Annotated in this window: 16 protein-coding genes and 1 pseudogene; 10 read left to right on the plus strand and 7 right to left on the minus strand. The window is 39.3% G+C overall.

Annotation, left to right across the window (positions count from 1 at the left end):
• Nucleotides 1-14 precede the first annotated feature (14 nt).
• Genes ABE65_RS09445 through ABE65_RS09455 form a run of 3 tightly spaced genes read left to right on the plus strand, consistent with a single transcriptional unit; the run spans nt 15 to nt 1682 of the window.
• A complete protein-coding gene (locus tag ABE65_RS09445; RefSeq protein WP_066394016.1) occupies nt 15-683 on the plus strand; it encodes a reverse transcriptase-like protein in 669 nt (222 codons plus the stop codon).
• A 52-nt stretch (nt 684-735) separates the two neighbouring features.
• Nucleotides 736-1035: a DUF6123 family protein gene (locus tag ABE65_RS09450; protein WP_066399984.1), complete on the plus strand. Its 300-nt coding sequence runs from the start codon at nt 736-738 to the stop codon at nt 1033-1035.
• A 2-nt stretch (nt 1036-1037) separates the two neighbouring features.
• Nucleotides 1038-1682 (plus strand): HD domain-containing protein, encoded by a 645-nt coding sequence (locus ABE65_RS09455; RefSeq protein WP_419471038.1) that lies wholly within the window; start codon nt 1038-1040, stop codon nt 1680-1682.
• A gap of 299 nt (nt 1683-1981) precedes the next feature.
• Here ABE65_RS09455 and ABE65_RS09460 read toward each other — a convergent pair whose 3' ends face one another.
• Nucleotides 1982-2308: a 2Fe-2S iron-sulfur cluster-binding protein gene (locus ABE65_RS09460; RefSeq protein ID WP_066394020.1), complete on the minus strand. Its 327-nt coding sequence runs from the start codon at nt 2306-2308 to the stop codon at nt 1982-1984.
• A 179-nt stretch (nt 2309-2487) separates the two neighbouring features.
• Here ABE65_RS09460 and ABE65_RS09465 point away from each other — a divergent pair, with 179 nt between their 5' ends.
• The 4 genes from ABE65_RS09465 (at nt 2488) to ABE65_RS09480 (ending at nt 7088) form a co-directional block, all read left to right on the plus strand.
• Nucleotides 2488-4176 carry a formate--tetrahydrofolate ligase gene (locus tag ABE65_RS09465; RefSeq protein WP_066394024.1) on the plus strand — a complete coding sequence of 563 codons (1689 nt, stop codon included), beginning with the start codon at nt 2488-2490 and terminating at the stop codon, nt 4174-4176.
• A 54-nt stretch (nt 4177-4230) separates the two neighbouring features.
• Nucleotides 4231-4380 (plus strand): YycC family protein, encoded by a 150-nt coding sequence (locus ABE65_RS21510; protein ID WP_082861366.1) that lies wholly within the window; start codon nt 4231-4233, stop codon nt 4378-4380.
• Between the two features lie 308 nt (nt 4381-4688).
• Nucleotides 4689-5549, plus strand: a complete 861-nt coding sequence (locus tag ABE65_RS09475; RefSeq protein WP_066394027.1) for a CvfB family protein — start codon at nt 4689-4691, stop codon at nt 5547-5549.
• Nucleotides 5550-5675: 126 nt separating this feature from the next.
• On the plus strand, nt 5676-7088 hold the full coding sequence (locus ABE65_RS09480; protein ID WP_419471039.1) for an amino acid permease: 1413 nt from the start codon (nt 5676-5678) through the stop codon (nt 7086-7088).
• 361 nt (nt 7089-7449) lie between these two features.
• Here the strand turns inward: ABE65_RS09480 and ABE65_RS09485 are convergent, their stop codons facing one another.
• Entirely contained in the window at nt 7450-8991 is a 1542-nt protein-coding gene (locus ABE65_RS09485; RefSeq protein WP_066394030.1) for a solute symporter family protein, read from the minus strand.
• Nucleotides 8988-9323, minus strand: a complete 336-nt coding sequence (locus ABE65_RS09490; protein ID WP_082861368.1) for a DUF485 domain-containing protein — start codon at nt 9321-9323, stop codon at nt 8988-8990. The genes ABE65_RS09485 and ABE65_RS09490 overlap by 4 nt, the downstream gene beginning before the upstream one ends.
• A gap of 210 nt (nt 9324-9533) precedes the next feature.
• On the opposite strand from ABE65_RS09490, the gene ABE65_RS09495 reads away from it, so the two are divergent.
• Complete coding sequence (locus tag ABE65_RS09495) at nt 9534-10214, plus strand: MgtC/SapB family protein (RefSeq protein ID WP_066394032.1); 681 nt, start codon at nt 9534-9536, stop codon at nt 10212-10214.
• Nucleotides 10215-10382: 168 nt separating this feature from the next.
• Here the strand turns inward: ABE65_RS09495 and ABE65_RS09500 are convergent, their stop codons facing one another.
• Nucleotides 10383-11447 carry an SDR family oxidoreductase gene (locus ABE65_RS09500; RefSeq protein ID WP_066394039.1) on the minus strand — a complete coding sequence of 355 codons (1065 nt, stop codon included), beginning with the start codon at nt 11445-11447 and terminating at the stop codon, nt 10383-10385.
• A 56-nt stretch (nt 11448-11503) separates the two neighbouring features.
• Here ABE65_RS09500 and ABE65_RS09505 point away from each other — a divergent pair, with 56 nt between their 5' ends.
• Nucleotides 11504-12175, plus strand: a complete 672-nt coding sequence (locus ABE65_RS09505; protein ID WP_066394041.1) for an NAD(P)H-binding protein — start codon at nt 11504-11506, stop codon at nt 12173-12175.
• Between the two features lie 58 nt (nt 12176-12233).
• Nucleotides 12234-12662 carry a BrxA/BrxB family bacilliredoxin gene (locus tag ABE65_RS09510; RefSeq protein ID WP_066394044.1) on the plus strand — a complete coding sequence of 143 codons (429 nt, stop codon included), beginning with the start codon at nt 12234-12236 and terminating at the stop codon, nt 12660-12662.
• A gap of 166 nt (nt 12663-12828) precedes the next feature.
• Here ABE65_RS09510 and ABE65_RS09515 read toward each other — a convergent pair.
• From ABE65_RS09515 to ABE65_RS09525, 3 genes and pseudogenes are all read right to left on the minus strand, one after another.
• Nucleotides 12829-12939, minus strand: a pseudogene (locus ABE65_RS09515) (YjcZ family sporulation protein); the annotation flags it as partial.
• A 325-nt stretch (nt 12940-13264) separates the two neighbouring features.
• Nucleotides 13265-13852, minus strand: a complete 588-nt coding sequence (plsY, locus tag ABE65_RS09520; protein WP_066394048.1) for a glycerol-3-phosphate 1-O-acyltransferase PlsY — start codon at nt 13850-13852, stop codon at nt 13265-13267.
• A gap of 91 nt (nt 13853-13943) precedes the next feature.
• Entirely contained in the window at nt 13944-16130 is a 2187-nt protein-coding gene (locus ABE65_RS09525) for an MMPL family transporter (protein ID WP_066394049.1), read from the minus strand.
• Nucleotides 16131-16225: the final 95 nt, after the last annotated feature.

Below are 16225 nucleotides of genomic sequence, written 5' to 3' on the forward strand. Positions count from 1 at the left end.
AAAAGGAGATTACTATGAACTTTTCAATAGAGTATATGTATAAACATCCCAAGTCACCCTTTAAGATTCGATTTGTTTCTGATCCTATGTCTTTAACAGAGGCCCTTTTTACGGCAACGGATATAGAAAAGACTGGAAGAGTTTCTGAGATGGTCTTTATCGATACAAAAGGTGTAACGTGGACGAAAAAAGAGCTCACTAAACTAACACAAGTGAAAAAAGAAGAACCAAAAGAGATCTCTATCTATTTCGATGGAGGGTTTAAGACAGAGACGGGTACGAGTGGGCAAGGTATCATCATTCATTTCTCTCAAAACGGGATTACCTATCGTCTTAAAAAGAACGCGAGTCTAACACACCTTGAATCCAATAATGAATCTGAGTATGCAGCACTATGGTTGGCTGTAAAAGAACTCGAAGAACTTGGTGTCCAATATGAAGAAGTTCTCATTCAAGGAGATTCGAAAGTTGTCATAGAGCAATTAAAAGGGGAATGGCCATGTTACGAAACGAACCTCCAGAAGTGGGCAGAAAAAATCGAAACACTATTGAAGAAGCTTCAGATCGAACCTGTTTATGAATGGGTGGCTAGAAACAAGAACAAAGATGCAGATCATCTCGTAACACAAGCATTAAACGGAAAGATCATACAAGCGAAGAAAGAAGTCATTGATAATTCTTGAATATAACTGGTACAATTTACTAGAATCTTTTGATTTTGGGGTTGAGGTAGACATGAACGAGAACGTTTTAGACGATTATATAGCACTATTAGCATCAAAAGGGTTTCGCCTTAGTGAGGGAGATCTTCATTTTGTGCACTTCGGAAGACATTACACAGATGCAAGTGAACCTCAAGTGAAAATAGCATTAGAAGTTACATTAATTAAACAACGATCGTTTGATGGCAGTTACTTTATCGCCATATTAGAGTCTTTAGTCAACGAAAATATCACCTCAAAGAAAAAAGCGTATGAACTACTTGATCGGCTACAAAACAACAATGAGAGAAAACATTCTTATACAGTGGGGTAATTATGAAAGAGAAGATGATCGAACAGACAGAGGCGTTTGTAAAAGATAAGTTAAAAGATGAAAGCAGTGGCCATGATTGGTATCACATCTATCGCGTTAAGAAATTGGCTTTGAACATTGCAGAAAAAGAAGGTGCAGATTCGTTCGTTTGCGTGATGGCGGCACTTCTTCATGACATAGCAGATGAAAAAATTGCAGGAACGGAAGAAGAGGGTATGCGAGAAGTCAGAAATTGGTTAGAGTCTATTTTTGTAGAGGAACCATACATCAAGCACATATTATCCATCATCTCTTCAATGTCTTTTAAAGGTGGTAGCGGAGCAGAGATGGAATCAATTGAGGGTAAAGTCGTACAGGATGCAGACCGCTTAGACGCGATCGGAGCGATTGGAATCGGAAGAACATTCGCGTATTCAGGAGCGAAGGGACAACTGATGTATGATCCTGAGATACCGGTTCGAGAGACGATGACAAAAGAGCAATATCGCAATGAGAAAAGCACAGCTATTAATCACTTCTATGAAAAATTATTAAAATTAAAGCATGGGATGAATACCCCTTATGCAAAAAAACTAGCGAATGACCGGCATGCCTTTCTAGAAAACTTTTTAGAGCAATTTTTTGAAGAGTGGGAAGACAGAAAGTGAGTAAGTTTTCTATGAAAGTGGTTGATTTCCGCTCCAGATTGCTCGCTTTCCATGGGGCGACCGGTGAGCCTCCTGCCACTTCGTGCCATTAGGAGTCTCCACCTGACCGCTCGTCCCATAGGAGTCGGCAACCTTGCACTCCAATCAACTTTCATAGGAAGAGAAAAAACATCCAAACAACATTCTTAGTTTAGTTTGGAAGAAAGATTTACTCATGTTATTTTAAAGTGAATGATCTGTATTAAAAAAAGGCCAAAATAATGGCCTTTTAGTTGCATATCAACAGCCTTTAATTTATTTTAACACTCTTCTGCTGGTCGAGGTCCAGCGTCTAATCCTTCTGAAGTTACAGTAAGAACAGGATTGATCGATGCATCTTCACTCACACAGATCTGGCAAGATAATCTTACATTTCCTGATAAGCCCTTTGTAGCGATGATATTCGCTTCATTTTCTCCGATCGGACCTAGGTCTCCTGACAAAACTTCCACTCTGCATGTCGTACATTTCGCTTTGCCTCCACAGCGGTGAAGGATGTCAATTCCGTTGTCTTCAAGTGCATTTACAAGTTTTTTACCGTTCTCAATCTCATATGTACCAAATCCGCGTACATCAATTCTTGCCATTTTACCTGCCTCCTTAAAATAAACACTTAGTATTTCTTTCCATTCTTATTATACGATAACCTTCTACCAAGTAAACTACATGTTTAGAAGTTGTAATAGAAAAACTAATCGCATCACATACTTGTTTCATATACAATAGAGAGTGGAGTCAATTTATTATGATGGAGGGTTAAATCAACATGCTAGAAAAGGTTACGTTCAAGAGTGATATCGAGATTGCCCAATCAGCGAAAATGCTGCGAATCGAAGAAATTGTAGGACAACTAGGAATTGAAGAAGATGATTGGGAACCTTACGGAAGATACAAAGGAAAGCTATCATTAGATCTGTTTCAAAAGCTTCAGAATGTTGAAGACGGAAAAGTAGTCTTAGTAACAGCAATCAGTCCAACACCAGCGGGAGAAGGGAAGTCTACCGTAACTGTGGGGCTTGGACAAGCACTCAATCGTGTTGGAAAGAAAACGATTATCGCTTTACGTGAACCATCACTCGGACCTAGCATGGGTATTAAAGGTGGTGCAGCGGGCGGAGGATACTCTCAAGTAATGCCGATGGAAGATATCAATCTCCACTTTACAGGAGACCTGCATGCTATTACAACGGCCAATAACGCACTAGCCGCATTGATCGATAACCATATTCACCAAGGAAATGAATTGAACATAGATCCGCGTCGTATTGTCTGGAAACGTGCGTTAGATATGAATGATCGAGCATTAAGAAAGATTGTTATCGGATTAGGTGGACCGATTCAAGGTGTTCCAAGAGAAGACGGATTCGATATTACGGTAGCATCAGAAGTCATGGCGATCTTCTGTTTGGCTAACGATTTAGAAGATTTGAAAGTTAGACTTTCAAAGATGGTAGTGGCGTTCGATTATGACAACCAACCTATTACAGCAGGTCATCTGAATGCACAAGGTGCGCTTACATTACTATTAAAAGATGCGATTCGCCCGAATATCGTACAAACATTAGAAAACACGCCTGCACTTGTTCATGGTGGTCCGTTTGCTAACATTGCTCATGGGTGTAACAGCGTAATCGCGACAAAGTTAGCTTCTAAACTTGGTGAGATGGTCGTAACAGAAGCTGGATTCGGTGCTGATCTAGGAGCAGAGAAGTTCTTAGACATTAAAGCGAGATATGCGGGTATTAATCCAAGTGCAGTGGTTATTGTCGCTACAGTAAGAGCGCTTAAGATGCATGGCGGTCTTGCAAAAGAATATTTGAAGAATCCTGACTTAGAAGCACTTCAAAAAGGTATGCCAAACCTTGAGAAACATTTAGAAACGTTAAAAGAATTTGGTGTGCCTGTAGTGGTAGCTATCAACAAATTTGTAACTGACACCGACGAAGAGGTTGCTTTCATAAAAGAGTGGTGCAATAGTAAAGGTGTTGCTGCAGAAGAAGCTGATGTTTGGGCTAAAGGCGGACAAGGTGGAGAAGCATTAGCAAACAGAGTGTTAGAAACCATTGAATCAGAAGAGAATAACTACAAACCTCTTTACGAACTAAACGTTTCTTTACAAGAAAAAATAGAGACGATCTGTAAAAAAGTGTACGGAGCAGGAGAAGTACAGTTTTCACCAAAAGCTGTAAAACAAATGAAGCAGTTTACTGATTTTGGATGGGACCAGTTGCCGATTTGTATGGCTAAAACTCAATATTCATTCTCTGATGATCCAAAAAAACTTGGTCGTCCAAAGAACTTTACGATTACGATAAGAGAACTAAAACCATCGATTGGTGCAGGGTTTATCGTTGCCCTTACAGGCGATGTCATGACAATGCCAGGACTCCCTAAAGTACCTGCAGCAAACAACATGGATGTATCAGAAGACGGAAAAGCAGTAGGACTATTTTAAGAAATAGTGTAAAGTATCCTTATAAACTGCTATACTTCTGTAGGAGGGATGCATATGAAACCATTACAACTTTCAGCTGACACGGCGGTAAAATTAGCAAAAGCGCTAAACGTACCACTCGAACAGCTGATGCATATGCCTCAGCATATATTGGTGAAAAAGCTGATGGAATTGGAAGCATCCAAAGAAAATAAGGATGAATAATTAAGAACAAGAAGGCGAAAACCTACTATGTAGGTTTTTTCTTTTTTATTATCTATTATTAAAAAGGCAGTTTTCTAAAGGATTGTTGCTTTTAAATCATTGTATTTCGGCGCTTCTATGAGAAGATGATTGGAGTGCAAGGTGCGAGACTCCTGCGGGACAGGCTGGCAGGTGAGACACTTAAAAGTGAAACGTATAAATGTGGCTCACCGCCTGCCCCGCGGAAAGCGAGCAACCTGGAACGTAAATCAACTACAATCAAAAGCAACAATGAATACGAAAACAGCTATTAAAAAAGGAATGAAAATATGGAAACAAAAAAACCTGGTTTAGTGTATACACTTAAAGTTGTGCGAGTATCAGATCTTGGCTATGTATTAGATCTTGAAGATGGGAAAGAAGTTCTTTTACATCGGTCTGAAGCAAAAAGTAAGCATGAAGAAGGAAACATGGTAGAAGTCTTTTTATATCAAGATCACGAAGGAAGACTGGCGGCTACCGAAACGATTCCAAAAGTTCGTCTCGATTCATTAGCTTGGCTAGAAGTTGCGGGCGTGAACCGTAAGTTGGGAGTATTTCTTCATATCGGTATTAAAAAAGATATTCTCTTATCAAAAGACGATCTTCCTGAATCATGGGATGAATGGCCACATCTAGGCGACCGTGTATACTCAGGTATGAAGCTGGATAAAAAAGGCCGTATCTTTGCTGACTTAGCTACAGAAGAAGAGATGGTAGAACAAGCAGAAGCTGCAACAGAAGAAATGTTTAATCAACAAACATCTGGATATGTTTATAAGATGAATGAAGCAGGCGTACTTTTGTTTACGGAGTCAGGGCACATCGGATTCATTCATAACGATGAATTAAAGGTTAAGCCGCGTCTTGGGCAGAAGCTCGGAGCTCGTGTTGCGTTTGTTCGAGAAGATGGAAGAATGAACTTGTCGATGAGAGCTAGAAAAGAGATCGCATACAGTGAGGATTCCGAACGCATCTATCAATATTTAAGAGAAAATAAAGGGCAGATGCCATTAACAGACAAGTCATCTCCAGAAGAGATCAAAGAGACTTTTCAGATGAGTAAAGCTGCTTTCAAACGTGCTCTTGGTAAGCTTTTGAAAGAAGAAAAAATCATTCAAGAAGACGGAAAGACGTATCTTCAAATTTAAGGAAAAGAACCTGATTTTCAAATCAGGTTCTTTTTTCTTTTCCCGGAATCTTTTTAGTCCATGAAACCTCAGGATTTGCAATGTACTTCATTGGGTAAAATAAGCGTAGAGAAAGGTGGAGTCACTTTGAAAAGAAATCTAGGCTTTTGGGTATTAACAGCACTCGTAGTAGGAAATATGGTAGGATCGGGTATTTTCATGTTGCCCCGATCATTAGCAGAAGTAGCAAGTCCATCTGGAGTATTAACAGCCTGGTTGATCACAGGTTTTGGTGTATTGATGACAGCTCTTGTTTTCGGAAATCTTTCTTTAAGAAAACCGGAATTAAATGGAGGGCCACAGAACTATGCCAAAGCATTGTTCAAAGAGGATTCACAATCATCACTTCTAGCTGGGTACCTTGTAAGCTGGGGATATTGGGTAGCTAACTGGTCAGGTAACGTGGCGATAATCACGACGTTTGCTAGTTATCTTTCAACTTTTTTTCCTGTTATGACGAATAAGTCTATTCTATTCAACGTGATGGGAACTTCTGTACGAGTTGGGGGGGTCATTACTTTTATTATCTGTTCCATTCTTTTGTGGAGCGTACACTATTTGATTCTTAACGGTATCGAAGGTGCAGGAAAGGTAAATTTCATTGCTACTTTGGCTAAAGTTTTAGGATTCTTATTATTTATATTAGCTTGTCTATTTGCGTTTCAAAGTAGCAATCTCGTTCCTTTTTATGAACCGATCGAGAGTGAAGGCGGGGTGACTACAGGTTTTCTATCTCAAATAAATAACGCAGCGATTGCAACGCTTTGGGCATTTGTTGGAGTAGAATCTGCGGTTGTCTTCGCGACGCGTGCAAAAAAGAAAAGCGATGTAAAGAAAGCGACGATCCTCGGATTGATCATTGCACTAGCTTTGTACTTAAGTATCACGTTGTTAGTCATGGGAACACTGAATCAAGAAGAATTGATCAACTCTCAGAAACCACTTGTTGATTCATTGATGGCAGCTATCGGACCATCTGGCAGTATGATCATGGCTGTATTAGGGGTGATCTCCTTATTAGGGGCAACAGTTGGTTGGGTTTTACTTTCAGCCGAAGTGCCGTTTCAAGCAGCACAGCAGAGAATGTTTATTAAGAACTTTTTGAAAGAAAACGATAAAGGAGCACCCGTTTTCTCTCTTTGGATCACAAACTTATGTACACAACTTTTCTTGCTTTCAGTAATTTCTCAGTCGATGGCGTCTGCGTTTGATTTTATGATTTTTATTGCAACACTCGCTTTCCTCGTTCCCTATTTGTTCGCTTCTCTTTATCAGTTGAAACTCGTTATGAGAGGAGAGACGTATGAAAAATCTGGTAGAAGCAGAACAACAGATGGAATCATAGCTGCCATAGCTGCTATCTATTCGTTCTGGGTCATCTATGCAGGAACATCAGATCTCAAGACCTTTTTATTCGGGATCGCCTTACTTGCGTCTGGAATCTTATTTTACCCGTTTGTTCCAAAACCATCTGAATCAATCAAAAAACCGGCTGATTAACAGCCGGTTTTTTGATTGCTCTTTGTAAAAAATTGTTGCCTTTAAGTTTTTTTTCTTCTTTGACTTTTGATTGAAGTGGAGGATGCGAGACTCCTGTGGGACAGGCGGGCAGTCCTCAAAGTGGAAGTGGCTCGTTCAGCCCCGACTAGCAAAAGGTGAATGGGCTAGCAAGGCGCACTTTGCCTTGTGGTCCATTTAACTTTTGACCTCGAGGGGCTAGCCACTGCAACTAGACAGGTGAGACACTTATACGGAAACGTTGGAATGTGGCTCACCGCCTGCCCCACGGAAAGCGAGTATCTGAAACGGAAATCAATACTTTCAATAGCAACAGGGAATACAAAAACAGCCTTTTTAATCATCATGCACCTTTACGAAGGCCAGACCCTGTATTTGCTTTTACTAAAATTCCATTAAACTTATCAACGTCTGATGGTTTGGAGAGCATCGTTCCGATGATCGCGCCTAAGAACCCAAGTGGTATGGAAACAATTCCTGGGTTAGCAAGTGGAAAGATCGCTTCGCCCGTAAGAATAGCCGCTCCTTCTACAGGAGACCAAACGCTAGGTGAAATCATGACTAAAAATAGTGAACTAACGAGTCCAACCAACATTCCTGTTACGGCGCCTGCAGTATTAAAGCGCTTCCAAAAGATCGTTAAAAGAATGATAGGAAGGTTCGCGCTAGCGGCTACCGCAAAAGCGAGGGATACTAAGAATGCAACATTTAGTTTTTGTGCGAATAAGGCCAGGATGATAGATATGATTGCTACACCTACTGAAGCCCATTTGGCGGCTTTCATCTGTTCCTTTTCTGACGCATGACCTTTTCTGATGATGTGCGTATAAAAGTCATGAGCAAATGCAGAAGCAGCTGACAATACCAACCCAGCTACAACGGCTAGAATGGTAGCGAATGCCACGGCTGAAACAAATGCAAATAAAAATTCTCCTCCAAGTACCTCAGCTAACAGAGGAGCTGCCATATTTCCGGCGGCATTTGCAGCTACGATCTTATCTTGTCCGACAAAAGCTGCGGCACCAAACCCTAAAAAGATCGTCATGATATAAAACGCTCCGATCAGCCAAGTAGCATAAACTACTGATTTTCTTGCAGTTGGAGCATCTTTTACCGTAAAGAAACGGATCAGAATATGTGGAAGACCGGCTGTTCCTAAAACAAGTGCTAAGTTTAAGGAGATCGTATCAAGCGGATCTTTGAATTTGTTTCCGGGGTTCAAAAACGATTCTCCAAGTGGGGTAGCACTTTTCACTTGATTGAACATCTCTGTAAAGCTAAAACCAAATTTAGCAAACACCATGACAGAAATAATAAATGTACCAAGCATCAATAGAATCGCTTTTACGATTTGTACCCATGATGTGGCTGTCATACCACCGAACACCACATAGACCGTCATCAGAACACCTACGATAAGTACAGAATATATGTACTCGATACCAAGTAAAAGTTTAATGAGAGCACCTGCACCTACTAATTGAGCGACCATATAGAAGGTGGAGATCGCCATCGTATTCAATGCTGCAACACCACGAACCTTTTTATCATTAAACCTAGCAGCAATCATATCAGCCATCGTATACTTTCCTAGATTTCGAAGAGGCTCAGCTACTAAGAACAGAACGACGAGATATGCCACAAGAAAGCCGATGCTATAAAAAAAGCCGTCAAACCCTGATAGTGCAATTGTGCCTGCGATTCCTAGAAATGAAGCGGCTGACATATAGTCTCCAGCTATGGCAAGACCATTCTGCATCCCTGTCAATCCGCCATCTGCTGTATAGAAATCACTCGTAGTCTTTGTTTTCTTAGAGGCAAAATAGGTAATGACTAAAGTAAGAGCAACGATCCCTAAAAACAAAGAAAATGCTGTACCATTCATGAGGAAGCCTCCTTGTCCATATCAGCTATCACTTTTTCCGCAAGTTCGTCAAAGCGCTTGGCTCGTTTCGTATAGATCATACACAGAGCCCACGTCATGATGAACTGAGCGAAAGCAAAGATCCAAGCCCATGTGATATCACCGATCAGAGGACGATTCAATACATCCGTATAAGCAGTTAGAATAGGAAGGCTAAAATAAAACAGTAAAAAAAACACGGTCATTGGTAGGATGAAACGTTTTTTCTCAGCCATTAATTGCTGAAATTGTTTCGTGTTAACGACGTCGCTGTACCTTGAGTGTTCAAAATTTTGCTGTTTTTTTGGTAACAATGCATTTTCCTCCTCTTATTAATTTGAGAGCAAAAAGTCCTCCACACCTCCTTTTACTGAATAATCTATATTTTCTGATAAAATCAATTTCTATTATATACGGAGGAGCAGTATGATTCAACGAGAATCGTTCTTGAAGTTAGAAGGATTTAATGGGATGATTTGCGTATTATTAAATAAGGGCAAAAACAGGAGAGAGGTGTAAACATCATGAGTCTTGTCTTAGTGAAACTTGGAATGTCAGCATTTTTCGGGTTGATCATCGGCATTGAGAGGGAGTTGAAAAATAAACCCGTTGGTCTTAAAACGAGCCTTGTTATCTCCATCAGCAGTTGTTTGCTCACGATTGTTAGCATAGAATCTGCTAGACAGTTTTCACTTCTAACAGGTCAAACGGTTATGGACCCTATGCGTCTAGCAGCTCAGATCGTAAGTGGAATTGGTTTTCTTGGAGCAGGTGTTATCTTAAGAAGAAGCAATGATGTCATTTCAGGACTTACAACAGCAGCTATGATATGGGGAGCTTCTGGATTAGGAATTGCCGCCGGAGCTGGTTTCTATAAAGAAGCGGCTGCAGGTGCTTTTTTAATTCTAATCAGTGTTGAACTTATCCCTTTAATCATGAAATGGATTGGTCCTAAAGCTTTAAGGCAGATTGATATTAAATTAAAATTAGTCGTTAACCCAGACACAATCATGAGTGATGTGATGAAAGAGATCAATGAGCTAAAAGTAAAGATCGTAAATGTTCGAATAAAGGATCTTGATAATGACTACAAAAAGATGGAGATGGCCGCATCCATCTATGAAAAAAGGTATACGACCGATCTATATGATGATGTGAAAAAGATTGAGGGTATCCGTAGTGTAGAGATTGAAACACTTGGTTGATTTAAGGAATTACGATTCTTTAGAATTTTGTAGATGCTATCTTAAATAAAGTGTCCCTTATATACGAAGTTGTAAAAAGAGCTTAATGGCTTCACACAATCTGTTTTGTGAATGTTTATTAGATTGATAACTACGTATAAAAAAAGGGTGACTTACATGTCACCCTTTTTAATAGCGTATTAAGCTCTTGTCATGAGCATTGTTCTTATAATAGTTCACTATTGCACCTACATATTCGTTGAAGGATCGACATTCAATTCCTGACCCATCTAGGTCTTGAAGAAGTTGTGAAGTATCGTATGTGGCATCATGAGAAAAATACGAGAGTGTTTCCAATGGTACACCAAGCCACTTCGAAATATATGAAATGGACAAACACTGTTCAGCTATCTTCCTATTCAATGTCCAGCTAGGTTTTTTTCCTAACAGCTCTTGGCATAATAGAGTGTATGCTTCCTGTATGGAAGGTGAATTAGGACTAAGTACATGATATGTTTTGGATTCTCCGACACGATCATGCATGAGAAAAACGGAAGCTTCAATTATGAAATCAATAGGAACAAGATGGATTTTGGAAGAAGTCTTTCCGATATAGGGAATTGGAAACTTAGCTAGCCGTTTTATAAATTGCATCATAAAATAAGGACCGTCAAACTTAAGTGTTTCTCCTGTCTTTGAATCACCAACTATGATACCAGGTCGTATGATCGTGATCGGAAGTTCATGCATCTTATTACGAACTTGAACTTCCGCTTCATGTTTGGTCTGTTCATAATAATTACGAAACCGACTAGGCATACGAATGTCGTTTTCCATCATTAATCCCTTCTCATCTCCAGAAACATAAGCTGTACTGAAATAACAAAAACGCTGTAAGCTCGGACATTTTCCCAAAAAAGTTAAGACGTTTTTAGTACCAACCACATTACAAAGATATGCAGGTTCATAAGCAACTGTGAGGTCGTAAAGAGCAGCAAGATGTACACAATGTGTTACAGACTCATAAAGATCTTCAATCGTGTTTGTATCTAAACCTAGATCATGTTTTGTAATATCTCCTTCGACTAGATGAACGTTTTTGGGTTGTGATTTTAATTTTCGCTCCGCGATTTCACGCTCATGCTTTAATATCAATAAATAAAAGGTTGAAGAAGGGTATTCCGTTTGAATAGCACTTACAAGCTTTGTAGCTATAAATCCTGGGTAACCGGTGATAAAATAGATATGGTTCATCAATATACACCTCAGCTTAAGATAAGTTTACTAGTAAGGAGAAAGGACCGTAACACATGAATAAAAAGACAGTTATCGTTGCAGGATCAAGCGGATTAGTCGGAAAAGAAGTGGTAAAGCAATTAGTGACTGACCCATTGTGTAAAGAGATCATCTTGCTAGTTAGAAAGTCATCGGGTTTAAAGGATGAAAAGATTAAAGAAGTGATATTTGATTTTACGGCATCCGAATACAGCATAGAACAAACAGAAGCGGATGTTATGTTCATCTGTATCGGAACGACGATGAATAAAGTAAAATCCAAACAAGCATTTGAAGACATAGATCTACATATTCCGGTAAAATTAGGAAAACTTGCTCACAAGTTAAATATACAACATGTTTCTGTAATTTCAGCTATGGGTGCTCATGAAAAGTCTACATTTTTTTACAATCGGGTAAAGGGGAATATGGAATCCCATTTGATCTCAATGAAATTTCCTTCTTTGACGATTGTTAGACCGTCTTTATTGATTGGGGACAGGGAAGAATTCAGGTTCGGAGAAAGATTTGCTGAAAAACTTTATCATGCACTACCTTTTATCTATCCTAGTAAATATGAGCCTGTAGAATCAAGTTCAGTTGCGAAAGCGATGATATACGACGCTTTCAACACGAGCATTGGATCTTTAAATATTATGGAGAACAAGAAGATACACGAGATAAGTCGAAACCATTTAAAAAGCTAGACTGTTTACGTTATAATAACGATGTATGTAAATGAATCGTTCTCAGGAGGAATAAAACATGAATGCTTATGAAGAATATATGAAACAGATGGCTCAGCCGATGAGAGACGAACTGACGCGTGCCGGATTTGAAGAATTAAAAACACCAGAAGAAGTAAATTATTTTATGCAAGAATCAGAAGGTACTGCACTTGTTGTGATCAACTCAGTCTGTGGCTGTGCTGCTGGTCTTGCTCGTCCAGTCGCTGTTGCGTCTCTTAACCATTCCGTAAAACCTGACCAGTTTGTGACTGTTTTTGCTGGTCAAGATAAAGAAGCGACAGCTCAAATGAGAGAGTTCTTTGGCGAGATTCCACCATCTTCTCCATCGATGGCTGTTTTAAAGGATGGAAAGGTCGTTCACTTTATTCACCGTCATAACATTGAAAATCATGCACCTGAAGAGATTCTTGAGAATCTTCTTGGCGCTTATGATGAGCATTGTTAATCCGCTAACGTCTAGTATCATTCAATCTTCATACTAAAAAAGAGAGAAGCTGATCTGCTTCTCTCTTTCTTTTTTAAAATATGATGACTTAATGAGATGATGAGGATGAAGAGGATGAAGATGAAGATTCGTCACAGTCATGTTCTTCTTCTTTACAATGAAACGCAGTAGCACCGATAATGATCAACAGGATGAATAGGACAACAATAATTAAAAAGCCGCAACCGTGTCCATAGCCACCATAACCTCCACCATATTCACCATGATGAAGCGGCATGTTCGCTACCGGCTTCATGTTAATGTTCATATTGTCACCATAAGACATATTCATTTTTTTATTTTCCATTTCAGTCCCTCCAAATATTTAAGTCTAGGTCAACGTCACATTACACCATATGACCGAAACACCTAAACGGACACGGACAAATGCGGAGTTTTTAGTGAAATCGCCTGTACTTTTTTAGGAGAAGAGCCTATTTTTCGACTTTTATCAAAAACCATCTTGAATAAAGGGCAATATGACTTCCTTGTCCTTTAAAAAAGAAAGTAAAGGGTAAAAGATCATTAAAAAAAAGAACCGCTCTTATAAAGAAGAACGATTCTTAGATCCATTTCACTTTAGGCTCTGTTTTTTTAGCGATTCTTACAATGTTTTGTCTATGGCGATAGACTAAGAACAAAGTAAAGCCGATCAAAATATACGTTGTCAGCCAATCACCTGCTATGAAAAAACTAAGAACTACTGAGCCGACTCCAGCCATGATAGATGACAGTGATACGTATTTACTTATGTATAGTGTCAAAAAGAATGTGAACAAGACGAGTACAAACAATAATGGTTGAGCGAATAATAGGACACCGCCAGAAGTTGCAACAGCTTTGCCGCCTTTAAATTTTGCGAATACAGGATAACAATGCCCAATTACAGCGGGAACTCCTGCAAGGAGTGGATGAAGATCAACATCCAATAATATAGGTAAGCTCGCAGCTAATGTGCCTTTTAAAACATCTGCTGCTGATACAATAAATCCGGCTTTTTTTCCTAACGTTCTAAATGTATTCGTACCGCCTAAGTTACCGCTTCCATGTTCTCTGATGTCAATGCCATATCCTATTTTTCCAACTAATAGTGCAAAGGGGATCGAGCCAAGTAAATAAGAGAGTAAAAGAATAATTATGATTTCAAACATATAAACACCCCTTAATGATGAGACTAGCTATTATTTATTATAGGATATAATGTTTCGTTTTCCCACAATTACTTTAAAAAAACGGCCTCCCTCAAGAAAGGGTGCCGCTTCGTTTCTTCTCTTTTCTTTTTATGAATGGCATCCACCAGTTCCAGTCTCCAAGCAGTTTCATAAGAGACGGGACGAATATCATCCTTACGATCGTGGCATCGATAAATATGGCAAGAGCAATAGCGATACCAATTTGCTTAACAGGCATGACGTTTGTAAAAGCAAACGATCCTGTGATTACAATCATGATCGCTGCGGCCGATGTAATGATCTTAGATGTGGACGTTAATCCAAGTAGGGTAGCACGATCATTATTACCAGTCTCTTCGTAAATCTCTTGAATCCTGGAAATCAAGAAGACTTCGTAATCCATACTAAGTCCAAATACAATTCCAAAAGTAAAGACAGGAATCATCAATCCAATATCAACAGGTTCCATGATGACACCACTTTGGAAGATCCAAACGAGAATTCCAAAAGTAGCAGACAAGCTCAGCATGTTCATAAAGATCGCTTTTATTGGAATAAATACAGATCGAAAAGCGATCATGAGAATAAACAGCGTTGTAATTAGAACGATAGCTAATCCGTAAGGAGCTTTTTCGATGATCTCATCAAAAATCTCTTGATTAAACTTTGTAACACCACCTATGGTAATAGATAGTCCTTCATGTTCTTTTTCCCATTTTTTGACGAACTGTTTCGCATCGTCACCTGTCACATCTACTGATAAATAAGCTTTAATTAAAGCAGTATCGTCATTGATAAAAGGTTTGAGAACAGGAGAGAACTGCTGTTTACCTTGATCGGTCTGCAGGGCTTGAAAAAGTTTTGAACCATTTAATTGATTCGTGTACGTGAAAATAGATTCTGTTTTATTCACTTCTTTTTGACTTTGAAGATCTTTTGTAAGCTTTTCAAGCGCTAAAAGGGAATCTTCATCTTTGAGAAAAGAATTTTTAGATTGTGCAACGATTGTTACAGGGTATAACTCATCTTCACCAAACGTTTTTTCAAATTTCTCAAATGCGAGTCTCGATTCATAATCCGGTGGAAGTGCGTCAGCTTCCGGAATGGATAGCTTCATATCTTTCACAGGTGTAACAGAAAAGCCTAAAACAAGTGCTGCGATCACAGCCATCATAATAGGACGTTTCATAACGAATGCTGCAAAGCTATGCCAAACCGATCTACTGTTCTCTTTTGTTTTAAACAATTTCAAGGCGTTCACTCTCTGTCCAAGGACGGCTAACATAGCTGGTAAGAATGTTATGGCATTCAGAACCGAGAGGACTACAACTACCATGCCTCCTATGGCAACGGTCTTGAAAATATCAATATCAATCAACAGCATCCCAGACAGTCCTAAGAAGACACATAAACCTGAGAACGCGATTGAACGACCAGCTGTTTGTACAGAAATGATGGTAGCTTTTTCAACACCACGATGAAGCTCTTCACGAAAACGGTTGACGAGAAGAAGAGCGAAATCTATTCCTAATGCAAGTCCTATCATAGGAACAACATTGAGTAAGAAGATACTCACATTCGTTGTTTGTCCGTAAAAATAGAGAAGACCTAGTGAACTTGCGACCGAGATTAAACCGACTATGATCGGTAAGCCTGCTGCGATCAAACCCCCGAATGCGAGAAGAAGAATGATTAAAGCAGCAGGGATCCCAATCGCCTCGGCTCTTGCTAAATCATGCTGACTAGCAGTGTTCATATCCTCTGCGATCACAGGTCCGCCTGTTAACGAAACTGAAATATCTTTTTCGTCAGGCATTCGCTCTCGGATTTGATCAATCGACTTTTTAAGATCTCCAAAACTCTTATCGAATTGAACAGATGCAAAAGAAACGTTATCTTTTATCGTTCTTTCAGGAACCTCATAAGGACTTTGGATGTCGACTACATCGTCGACTCCGTCCATTTTTTTAATCGTGTCCATAACAAACGCTTTATACGCAGCGTCTTCAGGAGCATATGTTTTAGAATCAAAGACTAGCATCACAGAGGATTTCGGCTGATCAAATTTTTCTTGAAGAATGTTTTCAACTTTTGAGAACGACCCATCCATTTCAAACCCGCTACCGCTTAAGATCGAAGGGAGTTTAACAGCAAAAAAGCCTAAGAGAATGGTAGTTAGAACCCAAAATGTTATAATAAGCTTGCGGAAACGGTATGTAAATTTTCCTAAGGTTTGAAACGATAAACCCTTTTTCATTATTGGAGCCTCCTCATACATCTATCTTCCCATATTTTAGGTTTGTTCTATAAGATATGCAAATGATACGTAATCCTTCTAGCAGGTTTATATGA

Origin of the sequence: Fictibacillus phosphorivorans, from assembly GCF_001629705.1 — a bacterium.
GTDB lineage: Bacteria > Bacillota > Bacilli > Bacillales > Fictibacillaceae > Fictibacillus > Fictibacillus phosphorivorans_A.

Coding starts and splice junctions, on each gene's coding strand:
- ABE65_RS21510 (WP_082861366.1), top strand. CDS start 4,231: ATGAAACCATTACAACTTTCAGCTGACACGGCGGTAAAATTAGCAAAA.
- ABE65_RS09485 (WP_066394030.1), bottom strand. CDS start 8,991: ATGAATGGTACAGCATTTTCTTTGTTTTTAGGGATCGTTGCTCTTACT.
- ABE65_RS09445 (WP_066394016.1), top strand. CDS start 15: ATGAACTTTTCAATAGAGTATATGTATAAACATCCCAAGTCACCCTTT.
- ABE65_RS09460 (WP_066394020.1), bottom strand. CDS start 2,308: ATGGCAAGAATTGATGTACGCGGATTTGGTACATATGAGATTGAGAAC.
- ABE65_RS09505 (WP_066394041.1), top strand. CDS start 11,504: ATGAATAAAAAGACAGTTATCGTTGCAGGATCAAGCGGATTAGTCGGA.
- ABE65_RS09500 (WP_066394039.1), bottom strand. CDS start 11,447: ATGAACCATATCTATTTTATCACCGGTTACCCAGGATTTATAGCTACA.
- ABE65_RS09525 (WP_066394049.1), bottom strand. CDS start 16,130: ATGAAAAAGGGTTTATCGTTTCAAACCTTAGGAAAATTTACATACCGT.
- ABE65_RS09475 (WP_066394027.1), top strand. CDS start 4,689: ATGGAAACAAAAAAACCTGGTTTAGTGTATACACTTAAAGTTGTGCGA.
- ABE65_RS09455 (WP_419471038.1), top strand. CDS start 1,038: ATGAAAGAGAAGATGATCGAACAGACAGAGGCGTTTGTAAAAGATAAG.
- ABE65_RS09450 (WP_066399984.1), top strand. CDS start 736: ATGAACGAGAACGTTTTAGACGATTATATAGCACTATTAGCATCAAAA.
- ABE65_RS09510 (WP_066394044.1), top strand. CDS start 12,234: ATGAATGCTTATGAAGAATATATGAAACAGATGGCTCAGCCGATGAGA.
- ABE65_RS09465 (WP_066394024.1), top strand. CDS start 2,488: ATGCTAGAAAAGGTTACGTTCAAGAGTGATATCGAGATTGCCCAATCA.
- plsY (WP_066394048.1), bottom strand. CDS start 13,852: ATGTTTGAAATCATAATTATTCTTTTACTCTCTTATTTACTTGGCTCG.
- ABE65_RS09495 (WP_066394032.1), top strand. CDS start 9,534: ATGAGTCTTGTCTTAGTGAAACTTGGAATGTCAGCATTTTTCGGGTTG.